The sequence below is a fragment of the Amycolatopsis thermoflava N1165 genome (genome assembly GCF_000473265.1).
Classification (GTDB): Bacteria; Actinomycetota; Actinomycetes; order Mycobacteriales; family Pseudonocardiaceae; genus Amycolatopsis_E; species Amycolatopsis_E thermoflava.
On the sequence record NZ_KI421511.1, the window covers coordinates 571885 to 594494 of the forward strand.

The window sequence follows — 22610 nt, forward strand, 5'->3', positions numbered from 1 at the left end:
GACCCGTGATCCGCCACCCGTCGCGCCGAGCTGCGCCGATTCCCCATCGGGGGGTCAACCGCCGCCGTCCTTGACACGTAGTTCACCGGGCCCCATAGTTGACCCCCACCCGAGCCTCGACGAGGAGGCACCCGATGAACCCGCAGGACTGGCGGGAGATCCGCCAATTGCACGCCGACGGCATGCCGATCAAGGCGATCGCGCGGCACCGCGGCATCTCCCGCAACACCGTGCGCCGCGCGCTGACCCTCGACGAACCACCGGGCCCGGTCCGTGGCCGCGCCTCGGTCGCCGATGCCAGCGAACCCCAGATCCGCGCGCTGCTCGCCGCGGACCCCGCCATCACCGTCGCCGCGATCGCGGAACGGATCGGCTGGCAGCGGTCGATGACCGTGCTCAAGGACCGGGTGCGCGCGCTGCGGGCCGAAACCGGGGCGGCCACCGAGCCCGGTCCCGCGGCCACCGGGACGGAGCTGCCCGCGCAGCTGACCGAGTTCGTCGGCCGGGAGGACGAGCTGGCGGCCATCCGGCAGGCCCTCGGCGGGTCCCGGCTCGTGACACTCATGGGCGCGGGCGGGGTCGGCAAGACGCGCCTGGCGATCCAGGCGGCCGGCAAGGTCCGTCGCGCGTTCGCCGACGGGGTGCGCTGGGTCGAGCTCGGCGCGCTGCGGGACCCCGCGCTCCTGCCGCAGACCGTGGTCGACGCGCTGGGCATCCGCGACCGCGCGGCGGGTCAGCCGCCCCAGCACCTGCTCGCCGACCACCTGCGCAACAAACAACTGCTGCTCGTCCTCGACAACTGTGAGCATCTCCTGGAGGCCTGCGCCGACCTGGCCAGCGTGCTGCTGCACGCCGCACGCGAGCTGCGGATCATCGCCACCAGCCGGGAGGCACTGGCAATCCCCGGCGAGCACGTCGTGCCGGTCATGCCATTCCCGGTGCCCGGCCACGACGAGATCAGGCACGACGACAGCGCGGTGACGTTGTTCGCCGCCCGCGCCCGCGACATCCTGCCGGGCTTCACAGTGGACGAGGGCAACACCGCCCTCGTCCGGCGGGTGTGCGCGCAGCTCGACGGCCTGCCGCTCGCGATCGAGCTCGCCTGCGCCCGCCTGCGGGTGCTGTCGGTCAGCGAACTGGCGGACCGTCTCGGGCACCGCCTGCGTCTGCTGACCGGTGGGAACCGCGCCGCGCCCGAACGGCACCGCAGCCTGCAGGCCACGGTGGACTGGAGTTTCGAGCTGTGCGACACCGTCGAACGGCGGTTGTGGACCCGCACCTCGGTCTTCGCCGGTAGCTTCACCCTGGCCGCGGCCGAGGAGGTGTGCGGGGACGCCCGCCTCGAGGCCGACGACATCGTGGATGGCATCGACGGTCTGGTCAGCAAGTCTTTGCTGTTGCGGGAAGAACACCATGGCCAGGTGCGGTTCCGCATGCTGGAGACCCTGCGCGAGTACGGGCAGGCGAAATTGGACGCGGCGGCGGCCGCGGAGCTGCGCGAGCGCCACCACGCCTACTACGCGCGCATGATCGCCGACGTCACCACCGAGTGGTTCGGGCCGCGGCAGCAGCAGTGGTGCGTCGACCTGCGCCTGGAGCACACGAACCTGCGGGCGGCGTTCGAGACGGGCCTGGACCGGGGCGGCGCCACGCAGCTCATCGGGGCGCCGTGGTTCCTGTGGGCGGCGGGCTTCTCGTTCGCCGAGCACCGGTACTGGCTGGAACGGGCCCTCGCCGTGGACCCAGAGCCCTCCGCCGACCGGGCCCGCGCACTGGCGACACTCGGCCTGGTCGCGGCGCTGCAGGGCGACCGCGAAGCGGCCCGCCGCGCCCTCGACGAGGGGTTCGCCGCCGCCGAGGCGGTGGGCGACGTGTTCGGGCAGGCCTACAACCGGCACGAACAGGGGCTGGTGGCCTTCTTCGGCGGCGAGTTCGAGGCGTCCGAGGCGATCCTGCTGGAGGCGCTCGATCGCTACCAGGGCACCGGGGCGCCGCTGGACCTGATCGGTTCGTTGCGCGTGCACCTCGGACTGCTCTACATCTTCGCCGGGGACACCCGAGAGGCGCTGCGGCACTTCGAGCAGCTGCGGCCCGAGTGCGAGGCGCACGGCGAACGGTGGATGCTGTCTTACGCGGTGTACGGGCTCGGCCTGACCGCGCTCATGTGCGGCGACCACGACCAGGCCGCCCGGCACGCCGTGGAGAGCCTGCGGATGAAGGAGCCGTTCGACGACACCATCGGGCTGTCTCTGACCACGGAGCTGCTGGCGTGGACCGAGGCCGGACGCGAGGAGCCCGAGCGCGCCGCCGTCCTGCTCGGTGCGGCCGAGACCTTGTGGAACTCGGTGGGCATGCAGCTCTACGGCTCACCGCACTGGCTCGAGCAGCGCACCCGCTTCGAGCACCGCGCGCAACGGGCACTCGGGGACACCGCCTATCAGGCCGCGTTCCGCCGGGGCCAGCGGATGGGCCGTGACCAGGTCATCGCCTTCGCACTGGGCGAGACCCGCGGCACCGCGCGCGAGGCGCCGGGCAAGCCGGCACTGTCCCGCCGCGAGGCCGAGGTCGCCGCTCTCGTCGCCGAGGGGCTGACCAACCGGGAGATCGCTCAGAAGCTCGTCATTTCCCACCGCACGGTCGAGGGGCACGTCGAGCACATCCTCGACAAACTCGGCCTGACCCGCCGAGCCCAGGTTGCCCAGTGGCAGGCGAAGGCCGGGGTGTCGTAGGGGCCGTGCGAAAAGCGGGTGGCTGACCACGTGGTCGCCCCGGTGTGGACCCCGTCCTCCCGGCGGCACTGTGGCTCCAGCCAGCAGTGCAGTCAGAGAGGACAAGCACATGACCGGGACCCTCGCCCGCCCCACCATGGACGCCCTCGCCGCGGCGAAGGCGATCGCTCCGCTCATCGAGAGCGAGGCCGACGCGATCGAGCGCGACACCACGATCACGAAGACCGTCGTCGACGCGATCGCCCGCGAGCGGCTGTTCTGGCTCCTGGTGCCCGAGGAGTACGGCGGCTGGGGACTGGGCATCGTCGACTCGCTCAAGGTCATTGAGGAGATCTCCCGCGCCGACGGCTCGACCGGCTGGGCCCTGATGGCGAACGCGTTCTCGACCGGCATCGCCGTCGGCTTCCTCGACCCCAAGGGCGCCCGCGAGATCTTCGACCAGCCCACCCCGGGCATCACCGCCGGGATGATCCTGCCCACCGGTAAGGCCGTGCGGGTCGACGGCGGCTACCGCGTCACCGGCCGCTACCAGTTCGCCAGTGGGTCGGCGCACGCCAGCTGGATCGGCGCCGGGTTCGTGGTGCACGACGCGGAGGGCAACCCGCTGCTGACCGACACCGGGGACCCGGTGTGCCGGGTGGCGTTCCTGCCGCGCGAGAAGGTGGAGTTCCTGGGCAACTGGAACGTGATGGGCATGGTCGGCACCGGCAGCTACGACTACGCCGTCACCGATGTGTTCGTGCCGGAGAAGCACACCATGGACACCTTCTCCACGACTCCGGTGCGGCCCGAGCCGGTCTACAAGCTGGGGTTGCTCGGCATCGGCGTCGGCGGGCACGGCCCGGTCGCGCTGGGCCTGGCCACCCGGGCGTTGCAGGAGATCGCGAGCATCGCATCCGTCAAGGCACGGCCCGGGTACGAGGGCGTGGTCGGCGACTCGGTGATGTTCCGTCGGGAGTTCGCCAAGTACGAGGCGCTCGTGCAGTCTGCCCGCCGCTACGTCTACGACATCCACGGCGAGGCCGAGGCCACCGCTGCGGCGGGGGAGGAAGTCACCCTCGAACAGCGGGCCCGCCTGCGCCAGGTCACCACCTGGGTCCAGGAGGTCGCGAGCGAGGTCGTCGGCTTCGCCCACCGCTGGGGTGGCAGCCAGTCCATCCGCAACCCCAGCGCGCTGGGTCGCTGCACCCGTGACGCCGCGGTCGCCACTCAGCACCTCCTGGTGGACCCGATGACGCTGGTGGACGCCGCGCAGGAGATCCTGCCCGGTTACGTGCGCGCCACCGCTTGATCCCGCGTGGGTGGTCCCGCCCTGAGGGACCACCCACGCCCCGACCCCAGGAGCACACCCTGTGACCACCCCCGTCGACCGGGCCCGCACGCACACGCTTGCCGACATCCCGCGGCGCTCCGCCGCCCGCTTCCCGGACAAGACCGCCGTGGTGCACCGCGACGTCCGGCTCACGTTCGCCGAGTTCGACGCCGTCGTGGACCGGGTCGCGGCCGCCCTGCACGCCGCCGGACTGCGGACGGGGGACCGGATGGCCGTGCTGTCGCACAACTGCTGGCAGTTCCCGGTGCTCAGCTTCGCCACGGCCCGGCTGGGCGTGGTCTTCGTGCCGGTCAACTTCATGCTCACCGGTGCCGAGGTCGGCTACATCCTGCGCGACTGCGACACTGACGCGTTCGTGGCCGAGGACGCCCTCGTGCCGGTCGCCGAGCAGGCCCTGGCTGGGCACGACGTTCGGGTGCGCGCCGTCATCCGGCTCGGCGACCACCCCGTCCGTCCCGGCTGGACGGATTTCGCCGAGTGGGTGGCGCACCCGGGGCTGGCGCCCGAGGTGGCAATCCGCGACGACGACGTGGTGCGCGTCATGTACACCTCCGGCACCGAGTCCCGCCCCAAGGGCGCGATGCTCACCAGCCGGTCGCTGATGTGGCAGTACATCAGCTGCATCGTCACCGGCGGGATGGAAACCAGCGACGTCGAGGTCCATGCCCTGCCGCTCTACCACTGCGCGCAGCTGGACAACTTCCTGTCCACCGACCTCTACCTCGGCGCCACCAGCATCATCCTCGACCGGCCCGACCCCGCCGCGATCCTGACGGCGATCGAATCGGAACGGGCGACCAACCTGTTCGCCCCGCCCACGGTGTGGCTGTCGCTCTTGCACCATCCCGCGTTCGGCAACGCCGACCTCGGCTCGCTGCGCAAGGGCTACTACGGTGCGTCGGCCCTTCCCACCGAAGTGCTGCGGGAAATGGAACGCCGGATGCCGGACATGCAGTTCTGGAACTTCTACGGGCAGACCGAAATGGCGTCGCTGGCCACCGCACTCGGCCCGCAGGACCAGCGACGACGACCCGGTTCCGCGGGCCGCGCGGCGCTCAACGTCGAAACCCGGATCGTCGACGACCACGACCGGCCGCTGCCCGCGGGGGAGATCGGCGAGATCGTGCACCGCAGCCCGCATGCCACCGTCGGCTACCTGGGCGCCCCGGACAAGACCGCCGAGGCGTTCCGCGGCGGCTGGTTCCATTCCGGCGACCTCGGCTACGTCGACGACGACGGCTACCTGTGGGTCGTGGACCGCAAGAAGGACATGATCAAGACCGGCGGCGAGAACGTTGCCACCCGCGAGGTCGAAGAAGCGCTCTACACAGTGGACGGTGTCGCCGAGGCCGCGGTCATCGGTGTCCCGCACCCGCGGTGGATCGAGGCGGTCACCGCGATCGTGGTGCCCCGCGACGGCGCAGTGCTCAGTGAACAGGACGTGATCGCGGGCTGCCGCCGAGTCCTCGCCGGGTTCAAGGTCCCCAAGTACGTCGTGTTCACCGACGCGCTGCCGAAGAACCCGAGCGGCAAGATCCTCAAACGCGCATTGCGCGAGCGCTACGGTGAAATCGCGCGACTGTCACCCTGAGCGGACTGGGCACGCCCCGCGCGCGTTCGTAGTGTCCGCTCCAAACGCACGTGCGGACAGAAAGGGCGCGACATGCGGATGAGTGAATCACTGGTCATCGGGGCGGACCCGGCGGCCGTGTGGAAGATCGGCGGAGACACCGCGAACATCGCGGACTGGGTGCCCGCGATCGAGAAATCCCACCAGGTCGGCGATCTGCGGTATGCGACGTTCGCCGGCGGCGGTGACGCGACGGAACGGATCATCGAGCACGACGACGCGGCCCGCCGCTACGTCTACGAATACGTGTCCGGGCCGCTGGCGCTGCGGGTCTACCGGTCCCGCTTCACGGTCGCCGAGCACGCCGAGGGCTCGGAAGTGCTGTGGGAAGCCGAGTTCGAAGCCGAGACGGCGGAGGAAGAACCGGCGCTCGCTGACGCGATCCGCGACATCTACCGATGCGCGCTGGAATCCCTCGCGGAGCGGGCGCGCGCGTAAATCCGAGCGATCGCGCTGTCACGGTCCGTTCAGGACCGTCGCGGCTCGATCGCCGGCTCCGTGCGGTTGCGCAGGCCCGTGATTGCCAGGATCGGGTCACGTACTTCTTCACGCTCGTCGGGTATAGGTTCGGCAAAGCGCCATTGGCGGCGTTGAACAGGCCCCTCCGACCAGCCGCGACCTCCGACTGTCGCGGCGACAGCTTGGCCACCGGCGCGTCGTCGCCGCTCGCGTGCTCACGTAGACCGCGCGCGGTCTACGTGAGCGGCCCCGCCAGCGGTCGCAGCGGCGCAATCTCCGGTGCGCCGACCTGGGCCGGAATCCCGGTCGATCGACCCGACCAGCGTCTTGTGGCTGCGGCACACCTCCTGGTGCAGCACGGTGGCCGAATTCGGTGCCATGCCGTCGCAGGCGATCGGTGATGTAGAGCCTGTCGTGCCCAGATTCGACACTCGCGTGTCGATCATCGACCGCAGGCCGCTCGTCGTGGAGAAGATGCTGCGCCGCAACCACGGTCCTGGTACTCCGGCAGCGTGTGCCTCGTGATGCCGACGAGCACCGGGCTCCCGTCGGTGACCTGGATAGGGATGCTGACCGGCACGGTGCCCGGCCCGGCAGGGTCGGCGTGCGACGCCCGCCCGATAGGCCTACTCGATACGGACCTTGACCTCAGCTTCCTGGTCTGCGCCTCGCGCTGACGGCCGCAGACCGCCTCGGCCGAACAGGCCCCAGCGGATCCTCGATGTAACTCCCTCCGCCCAGGTCTGGCGAAGTTCAGGCCGAAAGAAGTTCCACCGTGACGAGGTCGGACAAGGACCTGGTATGTCCTCAGCGACATCCTTGAACCGCTCCTCTGCACCGGCTCTTCATTCACGTCAGGAGTACTCGCGCGCGAGCGCGATAGGCGCGCTGGATCTCTTCCTGGACAGCGATACGCGGCAACCCCAATTGCCTCACCGAAGTCAAGCCCCTGGCCTCACCCCTTGGTCGTCGTCCCCACGATCATCGGGGGTAGCCGCAACCAGCATCGCTCTCGGGAGCAACTGCCGCTCGTCCTGGCCGATCCCGTACACAGCACCTTCAGCGGTGTGCCCGGCACGCTGGTCGTCTATGTGGGCCCAGACCGCCTCGCGCTGGACCACGACGAACCCCCCGGCTGTCACGGCGGAAATTGCCCAGCCGGCCAGGACAGCCAGGATTGGTCGCGAGCGCGCGGATGCTCTGCACGATGGCCGAGGGCCGGCCTCGCCGTGCGCCAAGGCGAAGCCGAGGGTTGTCCACGAGTGGCAACATGCCGCCGTCCGCCCGTGGCCGGTCGGTGTCACGGGCCAGCCGCTTACGCAGGCTGTCCAACTCCGCCTGCGCGCCGCCGTCGGCCCTCCAGCTCCGCCTCGCGAGCCGTAGGGCGGCAGTCGCTCCCGGGTATGCTGAATTGCCGGTCAGTCGGTTCTAAACTGGAGGGCTCGGCACGTTCACGCAGGAATCGCTGCTCGACCTGCTCGGCGGTTCGGTCCGCGCCGACATAGGTGTGCTTACCGGTGCCGCAACGTCGTCGCTGTGCTGCACCGCTGTAGTGGAGCGGCTGTACCGGCACGCGACGAGCAAGCACCAGGGCCTGGCCCCCGCCAGCGTCACATCGAAACCGGCATCAGCCGAGCCGGGAAAGCGGTGAATGAGAGTCCGGCGCAGGCGGCTATTGGTGCGCGTTCTACAGCTAATGGAATCCACTGTGCCGCTCGTCCGGTTGTGCGACCGTTCCCGCCGTCGGCACCCACAACATCGACGGCACCCTCCTTTCACCCGGCGCCCGGGCCTATCTCGTTCAGTGATGTCCCGCACTCGCTCCAGCAGGCCACCAGCCGAGGCAGGAAAGTTGAGTGACTTCGGCGCAACTTGGAACACGGACCAGGCGTCTCGCGTTTAACCGGACACAGGCGCCAACGCGCCACAGCACGTACACGTGGTTGCATAGGAGGTGAAGGATCATGGCGCTGCCGGCAGTGCGCGCCACCAGCTCGCTGGGCAGGTGGGACCCGTTCCGTGAGTTGGAGGACCTCTACACCCAGATGGGTCGCTGGATGGAGAACGCCTTCAACCGGGTCGACCAGGGCATGCCCGTCTGGGCGCCGCTCGCCGACGTGTCCGAGACCGAGGACGCTTACGTCGTCGAGGTCGACCTGCCCGGGGTCAAGCGCGACGACATGGCCATCGAGCTCGTCGGAAGCGAGTTGGCGGTCACCGGGGAGATCAAGGAGAAGGAGCGGCAGGGTCTTCTGCGGCACCGCACCCGCCGCACCGGTCAGTTCTCCTACCGGGTCACCCTGCCCGACCGCGTGGACGCCGAGAAGATCGAGGCGGCCCTGGACGAGGGTGTCCTGACCATCCGCGTGCCCAAGAGCGAAACGATCAAGCCGCGTCGCATCGCGATCAAGGGCAAGTGACCTGCGAGGATGTACGGGCAACCCGGACCTGACGGCGGGGCTGCCCGTGCATCCGTCCACGTAGCCGGCCGACTGCCTGTTCCAGTCCGCGGCACCGCCCAGGCGAGGTGGCCGCGGGTTGCCGCCGTGCCGGTCAAGGCCACCCGCTGGAGCCGGCGGCCCGGCGTGCGGCCGTCGGCGGCTGGATGCGCCGAGTCCGGAACGCAGTACCCCGGGAACCCGACCGGCTGCGCGCCCGACCTGAAGCCGGTGTCGGCGTGCCGGACGCCGGTCGCGGTGTAATGACAACGGGAGGACTGATGAACGTTGCCGACCTGACGCTGGCGCAGGAGCTGGCCGAGATGTCCCGGTTAGTGGACGACGACGTTCCTTTCGCGGTTCGCCGTTTCGTCGCACGCCTCGTGCGCCGGGTGCCCGGTTGTGACCAGGCCGGGATCGCGGTGCGAACCGAGGACGGTGTCGAACTGGTCGCGATGGAGGGATGTCACGCGGCGGAACTGGCGGCGGTGAACTGGTCCACCGGCCCGGCCGCTGAGGCGCTGACCTTCCGGGAGCCCAGACAGATCGCCGACACTCTTACCGATCCGCGCTGGCCGGAGATGAGTCGCCGGCTCGCCGGTCTGGGGTGCTGCAGTTGTCTGGTGCTGCCCCTGCCCAAGACCCGGGCTCCGGACGGCGTGCTGGTGCTGGGCTCGGGGAAACCCCAGCGGTTCGCCAACACGGTTCAGGACGTGGTGCTGCTCCTGGCGCTGCACGCCGGCGTCCTGTTCGACAAGGCGCAGCTCTATCACGACAGCCGTCGGCTGGTGGAGCAGCTCAACCAGGCGCTGCACACCCGGCAGACCATCGGACAGGCTCAGGGGCTGCTGATGCACCGCTTCGATTGCGACAGCCGACAGGGGTTCGCACTGCTGAAGGGGGCCTCGCAGAACACCAACGCCAAGCTGCGCGACGTCGCTTCAGCACTGGTCATCGCTCACCAGCAGGGAGAGCTGACTCCGGCGCTGGCGAAGTTTGGCGTCGACGCCCGGCCACATCAGCCGCTCAGGAGAAAAGGCAGTGACTGAATCCCTCGGCAGTCGGTGGGGCGGAATACTCGGCCAGCCGCGCGTGGAGTTGCTCGGCCCGGAAGCCATGGGGTGACGGCGCCATCGTGCTCGCGATGACTCCTTGAGCGGCTGACGTGCGAACGCCGCCACCTCCGCAGGCGGCGGCAACGGTTCAGATCCGAGGAACCTGATGGCGACGAGGTCTTCCCCGCACTCGGTTTCCACACCCAAAGCCCAGCCCTCCTGCTCGTCCCAGGTCAGGCCGAGTTCCCGGTCGACCCGATCCGGCAGGTGCCGGTCCAGCGCCAAGTAGGCCGACAACGGCGGCTCTACCTGCACGCAGTAGGGGTTGCCGCGCAAGCCCAGTTCATGCGCGACCAGCCGCACATAACGATGCAGCCCACGAGCGACCACGGTCTCGAAGGCGAAATCGAAGGTCATTCATGGATCCTGTCAGTACATGGAACTCCGCCGTTCCGATCACGACAGATGCTTGCTCGGAACGTCATGTCGCCACGATCGGGACAGCCCTGCGCGGCCATAGGCCCAACTCCCACAGATCTCGGCAGCGGGAGCGTCCATCTGGGACAGGGGTGCCCGCCGCTGGCGTCCAGCAGTGAATGCGCGGCTGCGGGCAGAACCGACACCACCACAATAGATGGGAACCGAGCACGAAGTGAAGAGTCGGCGCGAAAATTCCGAGGTACCAGTGAACACATGCACCCGAACCCGCTCGAGCGGTGCTGTTCATTCAGCATCCTCGACAACGCGGCATGACTCAGTGCGGGCCGCTGCCCACGGGTGAGGCATGACCGGCCGCTCAGGTGATCGCGGAATCACGAGCGGCTGAACCTCGATCACTGCCTTCCTCGGGCGGATGCCGGTGGACGCCCGTCGCAGGCGCTCACGGCCAGGCGTGAGCGGGCCCCGAGGGGTGCCCGTCGCGAACAGGCCGCTCCTCGGCGGCCCCGGCTTCCCGGACCGTGACTTGCCTCTGTCAGGCGTTGATCTGCTTGGTTTCGCCGCCTCCGGCGATGGTGATCTTCCGTGGCTTGGACCTGCTCGGCCACCGGAATCCGCAGCGTCAGCACCCCGGCGTCGTAGTGGGCTTTGATGTCGTCGACTCGGCGCCGTCAGCATAGTTCGGGTGACGTTCGGCCTTGACGGTGAGCACGTTGCGCTCCACCTTCAGGTCGATCGAATCCCGCGTGACACCGGGCAATCGGACTGCGCCAGGTACTCGTGGTCGGAGCGGTAGGCGTCCATGGGCATCGCCGTCGGCCGCGCCGTGGCGCCGGTGTCGCCGAAGAACTCCTGGTCAAGCGGTCCAGCTCCCGGAAGGGCTCAGTTCGCATCAACAAGACCATGCACCTCCCCCTTCTCCTGAATTCTTTCGTGACCGCCCCGGCTCAGCCGGGACGACTAGTTCATTTCTTCCAACATCCGATGTGGATTTTCTCTTCCGGAAGATCAAGATGTTCTATGTCGCCGAGCACAGAAGACGCCGGAGGGGATTGCCGCCGTCGCTCCGCCTGCTGTCGGGCAAGCAGGAGGCCGGCGCCCGCCCGGGCGAGTGTCCCGCGTGCTGCCGAAGTGCGGTCGCGACGTCGGAAGGCGCACGCGGTGAACAGGGACACAGGCAGGCCAGGTCGAGGTTGATGATCACGATCGAGCCAAACTTGGTGTGCGCCAATCTGGAGTGGCGCACACCGGGTCGGCGAATCCGTTAGTCACCGCCGCGTCGGACGTGGTAGATCACTCAGGGCAACCTCGTCGCTGTCACGCCATGTCATCAGCGTTATATAAAGTATGTGATACAGATTACGTTCAGTCGGGAGCATAGTTATCCGTCAATGAGGGACGGGAGGAGGTGCGTAGTGGCCGATCTCGACAAGCTCGACGCCCAGGACTACCCGGCGTTCACCACCGGCCGGGCAGCGAAGCTGCCCGGCGTGCAGGAAGTGTTCCTGTGCAACCCCGGCACCGCCGGCCTGGTCCACCCCGAACGCTCTCAAGGCGGTCATCGCCGTTACTCCCGTGGGCAGCTCGCGCAAGCGGCCCGCCTCCGGGAACAACGCGACCAGGGCCACACCCTGGCCCATCCTCCGGCTGCAAGACCCGCTGGCCGGCGCCGAGGGCGGCTGAGGCCGCGGACAGTCGGACCAGCCGTTCGGCTGATGCCGGCAGCCATGACCGGCCCCGCATCCGAGGCGATGGTGCGCGAAGTCGAACACGTCGTGCAGGCCCTGCATCGCGCGCGCAATGAGGCCCTGGCTCAGTTGCGCGTGGCGCATGACCTGCTCACCGAAACCCTGCCGCTCGTGCACGGCATGCGCGCACCCGGCGCAGTGAGCGACGTGTCCGCGCATGTGCCGCGCGAGTTGAGTGAACCGGAAAACATTCCAGCCCAAACCGGAATACGCTCCAGCCGCTGCATGAGCCGGCCACACCGCTCCAACAGGCACAAACAACTCGATATACGACGGAAAGTCCTCAATGACGAACCCGATGATCACAGAAGATCGGAGTAGGGCAACTCGGGTGGCCTGGTTCGTCGGTGTCGTCAAGCTCCCGACGAGAATGAAGACGGCCAGGGTCATTCCTCCGGTGAGCCCGTACTCCTGCCTGACGGCGCATTTGTACCAGCGCTGTTCGACATCAGAGGGTCAAGTGTCCCCACTCGCCGACTACAGAAGGTGTCCAATTCGCGCGATAGGAACCCCTTGCGGCAAGGTAGCCTTCGCGCGTTTTCCGACTTGCGCTTCCACTGCTCTTCGCTGCTGGTGGAACGTGCGTTCCCGTTCTGACTGAGCGCATCTGACATGGGATGCGGATCTCCCATATGATGGTGGTGCGTCAGGCAGTCGGCGCGCAGCCAGAGGCGGGGACCGCGTACGGGAGAGTCGATACCCGCGTCGCTGTTCTCATGACGATGGACGCTGGAAGTGGTGAACGCAAGCGAACTGCCGCACAACGAATGTGTCAAGGTGCTGCGCGCCCCCGAGCGCAGCCACTACTGCTGGATGTCGATCGACGGACGTCACCCCGTCCGGCTGGCGTGCCTCGTCAGAGACGACGGCGATCTGCTCATTCCGGCTACGATCCCGCGCCCCTTGATCGCAGAGCTCACGTGGCGTCCCGTCACGGTGGAATTCCATTCTCGCGCCGCCCACGGCCCCTCCTGGTGGACAGTTACTGGAAAAGGGTTGGCGCGACCACTTTCAATGAACGATCTTCCCAAACCACTTCCACACACCACGATCCTCAGCTCCGACCCCGAGTCATTCCGCCACGGGCTGCGCGTGCTCGTCGCCCGCTACACCGGACAACGAGCCATCGGGTCACGGGAGGAGACACACGGCCCCGGGGTTTGACCGGGCCGCGGGTGCTTCCCCCGAATGCTGGCGAGCCGGTGCGTCGGTTCGGCTCTGCCTACCAGTCGCGATACGGCGAGCCCCGCCATCACACACGCTGTGGTGCGGGAACGGCCCACTGGTTTCGTGCTCGGTTTGCTGCGACCCGCTCTCAGTGAACACGGGGAAGCCTGCGCCGGTATCGAAGGTCAGATGACCGGGGACCGACGACGCGGTCGCAGTACCCAGTCGTGGTATCAGTGAATGCGGTCGCCAGTGCGGGTGCTGAAGCGGAATTCGACCGTGGTGGGCAGGTTCTCAACGTCGAGGGCCTGGCGAAGCCGGGGCAGCCCTTCTGCCGCCAGCCGATGCCGGATCTCAGTGGGATCACCGTCCTGTTCAACGGTGATGATCAAGGTCAGCGTGGGGTCCTGCTGGCGACCGGCGAGAGAGCCCCGCGCCGCCGCCACGCCCGGATAGGTCTCGAGCTCCGCGAGTAGCGGTTCGATGGCCGTCGCGGACGCCAGGTCCGTCCGCCCGGTGTCCGGGTGTTGCTCGACGCGCCAGGTGGTGCTCGTGGGTTTCACGGTGAGCTGGGCGAACAGCCAGCGCAGGGCGAGCAGCGCGACGACGATGCCGGAGATGGCGGCGACGTACAGTGCCCACGTGGGCGGGGGGTCGGTGCCCGGCACGAGAGCGACGTCCGGTTCGAGCACGGTGAGCCACCGAAAGTGGGTGGCGAGCGCGAATCCGCCCGCGGTGAGCAGCACGAGCCCGAACAGGGCGAGCAGGCCGCGGTTGAGGCGGGCGGGACGGTTGAGGCTGGACATCACTGACTCCTCGCGGCCTTGACCCTGGTGTTGACGGCGGGCCGCGGGGCGGGCGCGATCTGGTCCAGCCGGTGTGCCACGGCCTGCTCGACGGTCTCCGCCAGCCCTGCGGTGTTGGTCCGCTCGGTGTGCACCAGCGCCTTTACCGACCGGTCGCGCAGTTTCAGCTTGACCTGTTTGACGCCGTCCACTTCGGCGGCGGCGCGCAAGGTGCTGCGGTAGCTGCGGCGGGAAGCACCGGAGTCGATGTTTGTGTCGTCGGCGGCCAGGGATAGCACGGTCCTGGGCCCGGGCACGAACGCGCACAGCACCAGGAGCACACCCATAGCGGCGACGATGAGGCCGGCGAGCAACACGGTGGTATCAGCCCAGCGCAGATCGTGCAGGGCATGGGCGGCCCAGCCGTAGTCGATCCAGGCGTGCGCATGCAGCAGCATCTGCAGGGCGGTGATCGTGACCAGGACGCTCGCGGCGAGTAAGACCAGCGCGACGAGCGTGGCGGGGACGCAGCGACGCGGGCGACGTTTCACTGCACCCTCCTGCGGGAACCGGTGTCGGAGTGCAGCGCTGTGACCGTGATGTCCACTCGCGACACGGCCAGGCCGGTCAGTTCGCCCAGTCGGTGCACCAGATGTCTGCGGGCGGCTTCGGTGGTGGCCCGCACCGAAGCGGGGTAGGTCACGGACAGACGGACGTCCAGTCTGGCCGCTTCACCCCGTATCTGTGCGCTGACGTGAGGGGGCCGGCCAAGGTCCTCTCCGGTGACCGCGACGCCGAGCACGCGGCGGGCAGAGCCGCCGACACCGCCCACTTCGGTCAGTGCCGTCGCGGCGATGCGTTCGACGGTACGCTCACTGATCGTCGTCTGCCCGCGTTCCTCGACGAACGTGGTGGTGGTCATGAGCGCCTCAGCCCCGGTCACGTCCGATTATCTGGGACAGGTCGAGCTTGCCGTCCAGGTAGCGGCCGCCGAGCAGGCCCAGTGCGCCGAGCACAAGAACGACCACGAACGCACCGAACCCGCCGAACGCACCCGCGAGGCCGAGCACGAGCCCGGTCAGCAATCCGATGTGGGTGGTACTCATGGCTTGATCCCTTCCGCTGAACCGTGGGTGTGGATGATGAGGTCGGCGACGTGGACGTGCACCGCCCGGCCTCCCACACCGGGCAGGGCGGCCACGACAGTGCGCACGTCGTCGCTGATCTCTCTCACAGTCGCCGGGTAGCGGCCAACCACTCCAACCGTGATCTCGTCGAACCGGATCCGGACGCCGTGGACGCGGCGCCCGGGCAGGTAGGTGGCGATCTCGCCGAACCGGCCGCCGTGCAGGCCCGTCACGTGCGGCCGGGCCAGCACGGCGGCGGCGATACGGTCGACGTCGATTTCGACGCCGCCAGTCACTGGATGCGGCCGGTATCGGTTTGGTCGTCGCCCCCGTCGTCGGTTGGCAGGTGCACGTCGCTGACATGGATGTTGACCTCGACCACCTCCAGCCCTGTCATGCGCTCCACTGCGTTGATCACGTTGCGGCGCACCGCCCGGGACAGATCGGCGATCGAGACGCCGTACTCCACCAGGATCTGCAGGTCGACCGCGGCCTGCTTCTCGCCGACTTCGACGGACACGCCTTGCCCGGCCGACGCCGAGGCGCCCGGGATCCGCTCTCGGAGGGCATTGAACGCCCGCGCCGCACCGCCGCCGATGTCGTAGACCCCGGCGACCTCGCGGGTGGCCAGGCCGGCGATCTTCTGCACCACGGTGTCGCCGACGGTGGTGGTGCCCTGCTGGGTCACCAGAGCGCTCTTGCCGGATTTCTCCACGTCGTTGCCCGAGGTCTGCGCGGTCGTCTTGGTGGCGGCGGTAGCGTTTGTCATGTCGTCCTCCTTGGTCGGGATCTTCACACATGAAGACCCCAGAAAAGGAAAAACGTCACCACCTAAACGAGTGGTTTGTTCTTCTCGCGGGCGAATCCGGCCTGACCCTCCTGGCACTGGGATCGGCGTTGAGGGTTCCGACACCGCGTCGACCCTTACTTCGGTGGCGAGGGCGGTGGCAGCTTGGTGCGCTGCACCAAGCTGCCACCGCCGCCAGATCCGAGCCGGAGACCGCAAGCCGATCTCGACTTCCACCCGCTCGGAGGTGATGATGATCCGGACGTTTCCGTGGGGTCCGAGCGGCGACGGCCGCGAGCACGAGGGAGGTGCGGGCGTCGTCGAGATTCACCAGGCTGTGCCGTGCGCACCTCCTCGACGGTGCCGGCCGAGAACCGCAGACTCACCGCCGCGGCCAGGACGCTGATGTGCATCCTGTCCGGCCCGGTCGTGGGCAGCTGGACAAGCCCGTGGCGACGGGAGCCAGTGCGCACGGCGACCATGATACGGGAGGCGAGCCCCGTGGGCGTCAGATGTCCTCCGGCGCGAATCCTTCGGTGACCTCGCGAGGCACCAGCAGGCTACGTCGGGCCGCGCGACAGTGCGACCGCCCCGATTCGTGTGTGTCCGGAGTGTCGAGGTGCTCCCACACCTCGTCCGCGTCGCGACGGCACGATTGCTGATGTGTCCGCCTGGCCGAGTTCAACACGATGCCGCCATCGGCGACATCCCCGGCGGCCTTTCCTGGGGCTCCATCAAGTTCGGGCAGGGGACCGGAAGGTTCCGCCACGTCACGTTGAAAGTGATGCGCGTCACAGGGAAAGTAGCATGACGAACGCGCCTGCTCACTGTCCCTGACTGCGACGGCGCGAACAACGCTGTCGGAGGAAGGGAGTGACCATGTCGACGAGCGACAAGTTCGAAGCCAAGGCCGAAGGCCTCGGCGGGAAGGCCAAGGAGGCCGTGGGCAGGCTCGGTGGGGACGAGCGGCTGCGGGCCGAGGGCGAGGCCGACCAGGCCAAGGCCACGGTGAAGGACGCCGTGGAGAACGCCAAGGATGCCGTGGGCGACGCCGTCGGCAAGATCCGCGGGGCGTTCGGCAAGGAGTAAGGCTCCGGAGCCGGGGGGCTCCGGAAGCGGGCCGGTGGCGCGTCAAGGGGGGCACCGGCCCGCACCCCCCCGGCCCGGATGCTCACACCACGCGAGGGCGCCGACGCCGACGACGCCGCGCGGCGAACGCGGACACCAGGCGCGGCAGCCCGCGTTTGCGGGCCACGAACACGATCGCGGCGTTGTCGTGACGTTGGTGGAAGCGGCGCAACCCGACGACGAAGCCCTCGGGGTCTCCGCCCACATCAGGGTGGTGAGTACGCACGAACTGCCGGTATTCCGCCAGCTCGGCCGCTGACCATTCGGCGCGCTCGTCGGCACCCATCGCTGTCCTTTCCGCCGCGACCTTTCCCGTGCTCTGCCGATGCTACTGTCCTCCCACACGGTAATCAGCCACGGTGAACGCTGGCTTTCGTGGAGGATGGGCGCTGCCAAGGGAGACGTGTCTGGACCTGCAGGTGGACGTCCTGGGCAGGGGCGCGAGGACCACGGCATCCGGCGCCTTGAACCGTCCGCGCCGTCTCAGGCCCGGCCGAGCGCGCTCCACTTTTCCTCAGCGATAGCTGTGCGTCAAAGCGATAGCTGGGTGTCAATTGGTGTGACGAAGGCGACCGGCAACTCGCCCCCGTGCTCGCCCGGCGGGGCGACGTCCGCGACCTCAAGCACCGCTTGCCACTCGGCCAGCATCTACTCCACCTCGGCCCACGTCGGTCTCGGCCTGGGCGATCCAGTTGCGCAAGCATGACTCGCTGATGCCCAACTCTTTGGCCAGCTCAGAGACCGGTTTGGAGCCCTGACGGGCCAACCCGACGGCACGACGACGAAACTCAGGCGGGTGTGGTGCAGGCACCCCAACATCCTTCCTGGTGACCCAAGGGCCACCTCAGGACCGGTGTCCGAGCCACGGGGACAAGCTCACAATTCCTTTGTCCAGGCGATGGTGTCGTGGATGAGGATGGCTGTGCGGTACGGTAGACGGTGGCGGGTTTGTTGTAGCGGGTGGCGATTCCGCGCCATTGTTTGAGCTGGTTGAAGCTGCGTTCGATGACGTTGCGGCCCCGCGCAACAGGCCACTCAGATCGCGGGACCCGAGAGCGCCCCGCAGGAGCCGTCACCCGTCGAGCGCGCCACTGTCCCGGCGCGGCGTGGCCAGGCTGGGAGGAATGGAGCGGCCGCATCAGGCGCTCGGGACGTCCGCTCCGCACGGTGCTCGCCTGACGTGCCCGTGTCTCGCGAGGTCTTCCGCCCGGCCATCCCTGCAGGACGAAGGGATGGCCGGCCACGGCGCGTTCGCTATTGTCCTCCGGTGGGGTGGCGTGCGGGCGTCAGCGAGTACTTCGCCTTGATAAATTGCCCGGTCTTATGAACTTCGACGAGCCGGAGCCGAGATGAGTTGAGGGCAGCCGGGAGGAGTGGAGCCCCCGCAGTGAGAGTGACCGGCGCGATGCTCAGATGAATCTCGTCGAGCTTCCCGATCGCCGCGAACGCGGCCGCCAGCGCGCCGCCACCGACCACCCAGACGTCACCTCCACCAGCGGCGGCGAGGATGTGGTCGATGTGATCGGACACCGGGCCGCTGACGAACTCGACATCGGCACCGGGCACAACAGGAAGGTCGTCGCGAGTGGTGAACACGAACGTCTTCCGGTCGCCGTAGAACGTCTGCCACTTGTCCGGGTGCGCCAGTAGATCTTCGTGCTCGACCAGCCACCGGTAGGTGGTGGAGCCTTCGACCAGCACGGTGACGCCCGACACGAACGCGTCCCCCTCCGCGATCGCCTCCGCGCCACCTTCGACCGCGAACAGCCAGTCGAGGGAGTTCTCCGCGTCGGCGAGATAACCGTCCAGCGAAGTCGAGGTGTAGTAGACGATCCGGGTCATGCGCACACCCCCTCCGAGTGTGCGCCCCTCCGGCGCGAGCGGGATGCCGGCCCGAACATCTGCAGTGCGGCCGCGCGGGTCAGCTCGATCGGGTCGTCACTCCCGAGAGCTCCGTTGAGCGCGAGCGACGCGAGACCGTGAACCAGGCCCCAGGCCGCTTGCCGTGCCCAGTCGAGAGGAATGCGGATTCGCTCTTCGGGCAGGGTCGCCATTCCGTCGCGCAACGCGGCCCCCGCGCGGTCGCGCTGCCGCCGGAGATCGTGGGTCTCCTGCAGGAGATCCACCCGGAACATCACAGCGTAATGCCCCGGTCTCCGGAGAGCGAATCGCACGTACTCTGCCGCCGTATCCGCAAAGTCTCCGCGTCGGACCGATGGCTCGAGAGCGTCGGCGAGTGAGGTGAACCCTTGCACGGCGAGCGCCGTGAAGACACCCTGCCGGGAACCGAAGTGGTGCGCCGGAGCGCCGTGCGTGACGCCCGCGCGCCGAGCGAGCTCTCGGAGGGACAACATGTCTGGCCCGTTCCGGGCGATCTCCTCCGCGGCGCTCTCAAGCACCTGTCGACGTAGGTCGCCGTGGTGATAGGTATCCGCCATGAGGACACCATACACACCGATCTAGACGTTGACTAGATCGAGAACGACGCGCATGATGTGGCCAGTGACTAGATATGAGGTGAGACTGTGGTCCCATTGATCGTCCTGGCGATTACCACCCTGGCAGCGCGCGTACTCGGTGCGCTCGGGGTCGATTACGTCGACTCGTGGTCGGCCGCTGTCGCCGCGGGCCTGGCCGTGATGTTCACCGTGACCGCGGTCTCGCACTGGATCCGGCCAAAACGGGATGGGCTTGTCGCGATCGTGCCGACCTGGGTGCCGACGCCGGGCCTGATCGTCACGATCACGGGCATCCTGGAACTTCTGGGGGCGGCTGGGCTGCTCGTGCCAGGAACGCGCGTGGCTTCCGCGATCTGCCTGGCCGTGATGCTGGTCGGGATGTTTCCCGCCAACGTCCGCGCCGCGCACGGAGTCGACCATCCTGCCGCACCGCGCACCCCTCTTCCTTTGCGCACCACTTTGCAGGTCGTCTTCGTGGCAGCCGCGGTGTTCGTCGCGATCACGTCCGCACAACCTGCGCCATGACGTTCCTCTTGCGAGCGATGACCTGCGGCGACGTTCCAACCGTCGCCGCGGTGTGGGCGGCGAGTTGGCGCGACGGCCATGTCGGGCACGTCAATCAGGCTCTGGAGAGGATTCGGACCCCGGCGTCCTTCGTCGCGCGCGCCGCACGGCGGGTGCCAGGCACCGTCGTCGCGGAATCGGGGAGCACCGTGGTCGGGTTCGCGACCGTCGTCGGCGACGAGTTGGAGGAACTGTTCGTGGCGAGCCGCGCACGCGGTACCGGCATCGCGACGGCGCTGCTCCGGGACGCCGAGACACGTATCGCACACAACGGCGCAGCCAAAGCTTGGCTCGCCGTCGTCGCCGGCAATACGCGCGCACGACGATTCTACGAACGCGAAGGATGGATCGACGCGGGGTCGCTCGACTACGCGGCGGAAGGTGAGAACGGACCGATGGTGGTTCCCTGTCGCCGCTATGAGAAGGGCCTGGGCAACGGTGCCCAGGCCCATCCCCCGCCCAGACGGTGAACTCGCCTTTGCCGCGCACGCCGACCCCTGCCGGCGTGCGCGGCAAAGGCGGCGTCGGAATGCCATGTGCCGGAGCTGGAGGATGCGCCGAGTCGGCAAGGCGTCCGGCAGTACTTCGGCGAGGGCGGCGAGCATGGCGTCAACCGATGCCACCACCTCGACCACGCGATCGAGCCACCACCTCACCGTCTCACTGCACCGGGCATCAGCCTGCTCGTGCTGGATCAGCGGCGCAGCGCTCGGACCCGGTCAGCACAGGGGAGCAGCTCCTGGTCTTTAATGATGGTGATGAGGACGAGGGAGACCAGGTCAGTAAAGGGCGTGGCGGCGACTTCTGTGCCGGCGGCAACCGGCCGCTGGGGTGTTCATTGAGGCGGTCGTGGTAAAGGCCTGCGGATCGCCGGGGTAGCGACTGCCGCAGTTCCGGCGGTGGCGTCGTCGGCCCACAGGGCGACCGGAACTTGACGAATCTGCCGCCGAAGCCGGGGGGACGGGAAGTCGACTTCGGTCAGGCAGTCCCGCCACAGTTCGCGTAGCCCTCGCGTTCTGAGTCGTCAATTCGTCGGCAGTAGGCAGCGAGGGAGTCGAGGAACTGGTCGGCGGCGCGGGTCCAGAGGTAGGACCTGGGTCGGTGCTCCATTGCTGGAGCCAGCTGCGGCGGAGCAGTTTGACGCGGCGGAACGGTGTCCTCAGAGGTGGTGTCCGGCCGCAGAGGACGGCGCGGTTCGCGGTTCGCGGCAAGCGTTACGCACCGGAAGAGATTTCCGTGGCTGCGCTGCGCAAACTGGTCAACGATGCCTCGAAGTGCGTGGGCGAGAACGCCGCCGAAGCGATCAGTACAGTGCCTGCCTACTGCGCCGACGCACAGCGGCGCACGGCGAGGACGCTGTGAAGATCGTCGGGCTGAACGTGGTGCGGCTCACCATGCGGTGTTCGTCGCGATCCAGCATCAGGCGGTCTGGACCCCCGCGCCTCCAGCAGCGCGCCGGGCACACTGCTGGAGGTGCGGCAGAGCCGTTGTCTCGGCGGCCGGGTCATCCGGTCCGCGATCCGACCGTGATCTGAACCTGTCGACGTTGGTCACCGCGCACCAGCGCGAGCGGGACGGTCTGCCCTGGAGTCGTCCGGCGCAGCGCAGCCAGCACATCCTCCACTGCGCCCACCTCCGCTCCAGCCAAGGCCACCACCACGTCGCTGGGCCGGACGCCAGCCTCGGCGGCAGGCCCGGAGGGATCCACACCGAGAACCAGGGCGCCATGGTCGGCGGCGACACCGAGTTGCTGCTGGATGACCGGGGTGAGCCGGCCCATCGATAGCCCTAGATACGGGTGCCGGGCTACCCCGGTCGAGAGTAACTGCTCGGCCACATCGAGCACCGTGGCCGTGGGGATCGCGAACCCCAGCGACACCGCTCCCGCAGACGGCGGAATATAGGCCTCGTTGATCCCCACTACCCGGCCCTGGACGTCGAGCAGCGCACCCCCGGAGTTGCCAGGCGAGATCGAGGCATCGGTCTGAATCAGATCCACCAGCGACTGGGTTTGCGCTGCCGAACCGGGAATTTCCCGGTGCAATCCGGAAATGACGCCCGCCGTCACCGAGTTCTCGAATCCCAGCGGACTCCCGATCGCCAACACTCGCTCACCCGGGCGCGGCAGATCGGACCGGTACTGCGGCACCGGCAGGTTCGTGCGCTCGGTATGCACCACCGCCACGTCAGTGACCACGTCGACGGCCAACACCGTCCCCGGCGAACTGACGCCATCGGCGAAGCTGATCGACACCTGCCGCTGCCGTCCCACCACGTGCTGGTTGGTGACCACCACGTCCGGGCGCAACACCACCCCGCTACCCAGCCCGTCCGTGGTATGCACCGTAACCACGCTCGGCCCGATCCGCTCCACCACATCCGCGTAACCAGTGTCCACGCCAGAAGACATGGGCGCGGCCGTGACAGTTGGCCCCGGTAGCGGCGCCGGTTGATCCTTCGCGGTGCACGCGGGCACGGTCAGGACAGCGGCCAGTACCACGGCCGTTCGGACTCGCATCTTCACCATGAGACAGTGATACTCGGGAATGGGCCGCCAGACGACCGCTGAGGTCGCGGAAAGCGAGTGACATCGCATCAGGGCAGGACGGCCAGGTGATGGACCTGGCTGCGCCCACTCGTCCTGCTGGACCCCATCCCGCTGAACCCGCGAGCGTCAAGCGGCGACCGCCGGCTCCCGCGGGCCGGCAGGCCGGCCCCCTGCCCCTGTGCCTGCACCTGAAGGATCACCGGGCATCCAGTGAA

At 68.4% G+C, this 22610-nt stretch carries 24 protein-coding genes and 1 pseudogene; 12 read left to right on the forward strand and 13 right to left on the reverse strand.

Annotated features, from left to right (window positions below; translation table 11 throughout):
* The first annotated feature begins 134 nt into the window (after positions 1-134).
* The 6 genes from AMYTH_RS0102875 (at position 135) to AMYTH_RS43560 (ending at position 9638) form a co-directional block, all read left to right on the forward strand.
* The gene (locus AMYTH_RS0102875) at positions 135-2729 is read left to right on the forward strand and encodes an ATP-binding protein (protein WP_027929041.1); all 2595 of its coding nucleotides are present in this window, start codon (positions 135-137) and stop codon (positions 2727-2729) included.
* Between the two features lie 109 nt (positions 2730-2838).
* Positions 2839-4020, forward strand: coding sequence for an acyl-CoA dehydrogenase family protein (locus tag AMYTH_RS0102880; RefSeq protein WP_027929042.1), 1182 nt, complete (start codon positions 2839-2841; stop codon positions 4018-4020).
* 61 nt (positions 4021-4081) lie between these two features.
* The gene (locus AMYTH_RS0102885; RefSeq protein ID WP_027929043.1) at positions 4082-5653 is read left to right on the forward strand and encodes an acyl-CoA synthetase; all 1572 of its coding nucleotides are present in this window, start codon (positions 4082-4084) and stop codon (positions 5651-5653) included.
* 78 nt (positions 5654-5731) lie between these two features.
* On the forward strand, positions 5732-6130 hold the full coding sequence (locus tag AMYTH_RS0102890; protein ID WP_209440735.1) for an SRPBCC family protein: 399 nt from the start codon (positions 5732-5734) through the stop codon (positions 6128-6130).
* 1985 nt (positions 6131-8115) lie between these two features.
* The gene (locus AMYTH_RS0102905) at positions 8116-8571 is read left to right on the forward strand and encodes an Hsp20/alpha crystallin family protein (protein WP_027929046.1); all 456 of its coding nucleotides are present in this window, start codon (positions 8116-8118) and stop codon (positions 8569-8571) included.
* A gap of 299 nt (positions 8572-8870) precedes the next feature.
* Positions 8871-9638 carry an ANTAR domain-containing protein gene (locus AMYTH_RS43560; RefSeq protein ID WP_228684552.1) on the forward strand — a complete coding sequence of 256 codons (768 nt, stop codon included), beginning with the start codon at positions 8871-8873 and terminating at the stop codon, positions 9636-9638.
* Here AMYTH_RS43560 and AMYTH_RS48570 read toward each other — a convergent pair.
* Both AMYTH_RS48570 and AMYTH_RS50090 read right to left on the reverse strand, forming a co-directional pair.
* Positions 9531-10061, reverse strand: coding sequence for a DUF6292 family protein (locus AMYTH_RS48570; RefSeq protein WP_157360500.1), 531 nt, complete (start codon positions 10059-10061; stop codon positions 9531-9533). The genes AMYTH_RS43560 and AMYTH_RS48570 overlap by 108 nt on opposite strands.
* A 556-nt stretch (positions 10062-10617) precedes the next feature.
* Positions 10618-10981, reverse strand: a pseudogene (locus AMYTH_RS50090) (Hsp20/alpha crystallin family protein).
* A gap of 516 nt (positions 10982-11497) precedes the next feature.
* On the opposite strand from AMYTH_RS50090, the gene AMYTH_RS51035 reads away from it, so the two are divergent.
* Both AMYTH_RS51035 and AMYTH_RS48580 read left to right on the forward strand, forming a co-directional pair.
* Entirely contained in the window at positions 11498-12151 is a 654-nt protein-coding gene (locus AMYTH_RS51035) for a MerR family transcriptional regulator (RefSeq protein WP_157360501.1), read from the forward strand.
* A gap of 417 nt (positions 12152-12568) precedes the next feature.
* Complete coding sequence (locus tag AMYTH_RS48580; RefSeq protein ID WP_157360502.1) at positions 12569-12994, forward strand: hypothetical protein; 426 nt, start codon at positions 12569-12571, stop codon at positions 12992-12994.
* Positions 12995-13230: 236 nt separating this feature from the next.
* Here the strand turns inward: AMYTH_RS48580 and AMYTH_RS0102925 are convergent, their stop codons facing one another.
* Genes AMYTH_RS0102925 through AMYTH_RS0102950 form a run of 6 tightly spaced genes read right to left on the reverse strand, consistent with a single transcriptional unit; the run spans position 13231 to position 15678 of the window.
* Positions 13231-13803, reverse strand: coding sequence for a hypothetical protein (locus AMYTH_RS0102925; protein ID WP_027929048.1), 573 nt, complete (start codon positions 13801-13803; stop codon positions 13231-13233).
* Entirely contained in the window at positions 13803-14333 is a 531-nt protein-coding gene (locus AMYTH_RS0102930; protein ID WP_027929049.1) for a DUF6286 domain-containing protein, read from the reverse strand. Before AMYTH_RS0102930 ends, AMYTH_RS0102925 begins: the two co-directional genes overlap by 1 nt.
* A complete protein-coding gene (locus tag AMYTH_RS0102935) occupies positions 14330-14704 on the reverse strand; it encodes an Asp23/Gls24 family envelope stress response protein (protein ID WP_027929050.1) in 375 nt (124 codons plus the stop codon). Before AMYTH_RS0102935 ends, AMYTH_RS0102930 begins: the two co-directional genes overlap by 4 nt.
* Before the next feature lie 7 nt (positions 14705-14711).
* On the reverse strand, positions 14712-14888 hold the full coding sequence (locus AMYTH_RS49420; protein ID WP_027929051.1) for a hypothetical protein: 177 nt from the start codon (positions 14886-14888) through the stop codon (positions 14712-14714).
* Positions 14885-15205, reverse strand: coding sequence for a hypothetical protein (locus tag AMYTH_RS0102945; protein ID WP_027929052.1), 321 nt, complete (start codon positions 15203-15205; stop codon positions 14885-14887). Before AMYTH_RS0102945 ends, AMYTH_RS49420 begins: the two co-directional genes overlap by 4 nt.
* A complete protein-coding gene (locus AMYTH_RS0102950; RefSeq protein WP_027929053.1) occupies positions 15202-15678 on the reverse strand; it encodes an Asp23/Gls24 family envelope stress response protein in 477 nt (158 codons plus the stop codon). The genes AMYTH_RS0102945 and AMYTH_RS0102950 overlap by 4 nt, the downstream gene beginning before the upstream one ends.
* A gap of 897 nt (positions 15679-16575) precedes the next feature.
* Here AMYTH_RS0102950 and AMYTH_RS0102955 point away from each other — a divergent pair.
* A complete protein-coding gene (locus AMYTH_RS0102955; RefSeq protein WP_027929054.1) occupies positions 16576-16785 on the forward strand; it encodes a CsbD family protein in 210 nt (69 codons plus the stop codon).
* An 82-nt stretch (positions 16786-16867) separates the two neighbouring features.
* On the opposite strand, the gene AMYTH_RS0102960 is transcribed toward AMYTH_RS0102955, so the two are convergent.
* The 4 genes from AMYTH_RS0102960 to AMYTH_RS43565 form a co-directional block, all read right to left on the reverse strand.
* On the reverse strand, positions 16868-17110 hold the full coding sequence (locus tag AMYTH_RS0102960) for a hypothetical protein (protein WP_027929055.1): 243 nt from the start codon (positions 17108-17110) through the stop codon (positions 16868-16870).
* A gap of 333 nt (positions 17111-17443) precedes the next feature.
* Complete coding sequence (locus AMYTH_RS51130; RefSeq protein WP_084022487.1) at positions 17444-17635, reverse strand: transposase; 192 nt, start codon at positions 17633-17635, stop codon at positions 17444-17446.
* A 443-nt stretch (positions 17636-18078) separates the two neighbouring features.
* Positions 18079-18666, reverse strand: a complete 588-nt coding sequence (locus AMYTH_RS0102970) for a dihydrofolate reductase family protein (RefSeq protein ID WP_027929056.1) — start codon at positions 18664-18666, stop codon at positions 18079-18081.
* Positions 18663-19262, reverse strand: a complete 600-nt coding sequence (locus AMYTH_RS43565; protein ID WP_051362483.1) for a TetR/AcrR family transcriptional regulator — start codon at positions 19260-19262, stop codon at positions 18663-18665. The genes AMYTH_RS0102970 and AMYTH_RS43565 overlap by 4 nt, the downstream gene beginning before the upstream one ends.
* Positions 19263-19349: 87 nt before the next feature.
* On the opposite strand from AMYTH_RS43565, the gene AMYTH_RS0102980 reads away from it, so the two are divergent.
* The 3 genes from AMYTH_RS0102980 to AMYTH_RS50785 all read left to right on the forward strand — a co-directional run bounded on the left by AMYTH_RS0102980 (position 19350) and on the right by AMYTH_RS50785 (position 21209).
* Positions 19350-19808 carry a DoxX family protein gene (locus AMYTH_RS0102980; protein ID WP_027929057.1) on the forward strand — a complete coding sequence of 153 codons (459 nt, stop codon included), beginning with the start codon at positions 19350-19352 and terminating at the stop codon, positions 19806-19808.
* Positions 19805-20317, forward strand: coding sequence for a GNAT family N-acetyltransferase (locus tag AMYTH_RS0102985; protein ID WP_027929058.1), 513 nt, complete (start codon positions 19805-19807; stop codon positions 20315-20317). The genes AMYTH_RS0102980 and AMYTH_RS0102985 overlap by 4 nt, the downstream gene beginning before the upstream one ends.
* A gap of 766 nt (positions 20318-21083) precedes the next feature.
* Positions 21084-21209, forward strand: coding sequence for an Hsp70 family protein (locus AMYTH_RS50785; protein WP_267283874.1), 126 nt, complete (start codon positions 21084-21086; stop codon positions 21207-21209).
* Positions 21210-21351: 142 nt separating this feature from the next.
* Here AMYTH_RS50785 and AMYTH_RS43570 read toward each other — a convergent pair whose 3' ends face one another.
* Complete coding sequence (locus tag AMYTH_RS43570) at positions 21352-22374, reverse strand: S1C family serine protease (RefSeq protein WP_027929059.1); 1023 nt, start codon at positions 22372-22374, stop codon at positions 21352-21354.
* Positions 22375-22610: the final 236 nt, after the last annotated feature.

Excerpts from the sequence above, each read along its gene's own strand:
- AMYTH_RS0102875 (WP_027929041.1), top strand. The coding sequence starts at position 135 with ATGAACCCGCAGGACTGGCGGGAGATCCGCCAATTGCACGCCGACGGC.
- AMYTH_RS0102880 (WP_027929042.1), top strand. The coding sequence starts at position 2,839 with ATGACCGGGACCCTCGCCCGCCCCACCATGGACGCCCTCGCCGCGGCG.
- AMYTH_RS0102890 (WP_209440735.1), top strand. The coding sequence starts at position 5,732 with ATGAGTGAATCACTGGTCATCGGGGCGGACCCGGCGGCCGTGTGGAAG.
- AMYTH_RS0102905 (WP_027929046.1), top strand. The coding sequence starts at position 8,116 with ATGGCGCTGCCGGCAGTGCGCGCCACCAGCTCGCTGGGCAGGTGGGAC.
- AMYTH_RS43560 (WP_228684552.1), top strand. The coding sequence starts at position 8,871 with ATGAACGTTGCCGACCTGACGCTGGCGCAGGAGCTGGCCGAGATGTCC.
- AMYTH_RS48570 (WP_157360500.1), bottom strand. The coding sequence starts at position 10,061 with ATGACCTTCGATTTCGCCTTCGAGACCGTGGTCGCTCGTGGGCTGCAT.
- AMYTH_RS0102925 (WP_027929048.1), bottom strand. The coding sequence starts at position 13,803 with ATGTCCAGCCTCAACCGTCCCGCCCGCCTCAACCGCGGCCTGCTCGCC.
- AMYTH_RS0102935 (WP_027929050.1), bottom strand. The coding sequence starts at position 14,704 with ATGACCACCACCACGTTCGTCGAGGAACGCGGGCAGACGACGATCAGT.
- AMYTH_RS49420 (WP_027929051.1), bottom strand. The coding sequence starts at position 14,888 with ATGAGTACCACCCACATCGGATTGCTGACCGGGCTCGTGCTCGGCCTC.
- AMYTH_RS0102950 (WP_027929053.1), bottom strand. The coding sequence starts at position 15,678 with ATGACAAACGCTACCGCCGCCACCAAGACGACCGCGCAGACCTCGGGC.
- AMYTH_RS0102955 (WP_027929054.1), top strand. The coding sequence starts at position 16,576 with ATGTCGACGAGCGACAAGTTCGAAGCCAAGGCCGAAGGCCTCGGCGGG.
- AMYTH_RS0102960 (WP_027929055.1), bottom strand. The coding sequence starts at position 17,110 with ATGGGTGCCGACGAGCGCGCCGAATGGTCAGCGGCCGAGCTGGCGGAA.
- AMYTH_RS0102970 (WP_027929056.1), bottom strand. The coding sequence starts at position 18,666 with ATGACCCGGATCGTCTACTACACCTCGACTTCGCTGGACGGTTATCTC.
- AMYTH_RS43565 (WP_051362483.1), bottom strand. The coding sequence starts at position 19,262 with ATGGCGGATACCTATCACCACGGCGACCTACGTCGACAGGTGCTTGAG.
- AMYTH_RS0102985 (WP_027929058.1), top strand. The coding sequence starts at position 19,805 with ATGACGTTCCTCTTGCGAGCGATGACCTGCGGCGACGTTCCAACCGTC.
- AMYTH_RS43570 (WP_027929059.1), bottom strand. The coding sequence starts at position 22,374 with ATGGTGAAGATGCGAGTCCGAACGGCCGTGGTACTGGCCGCTGTCCTG.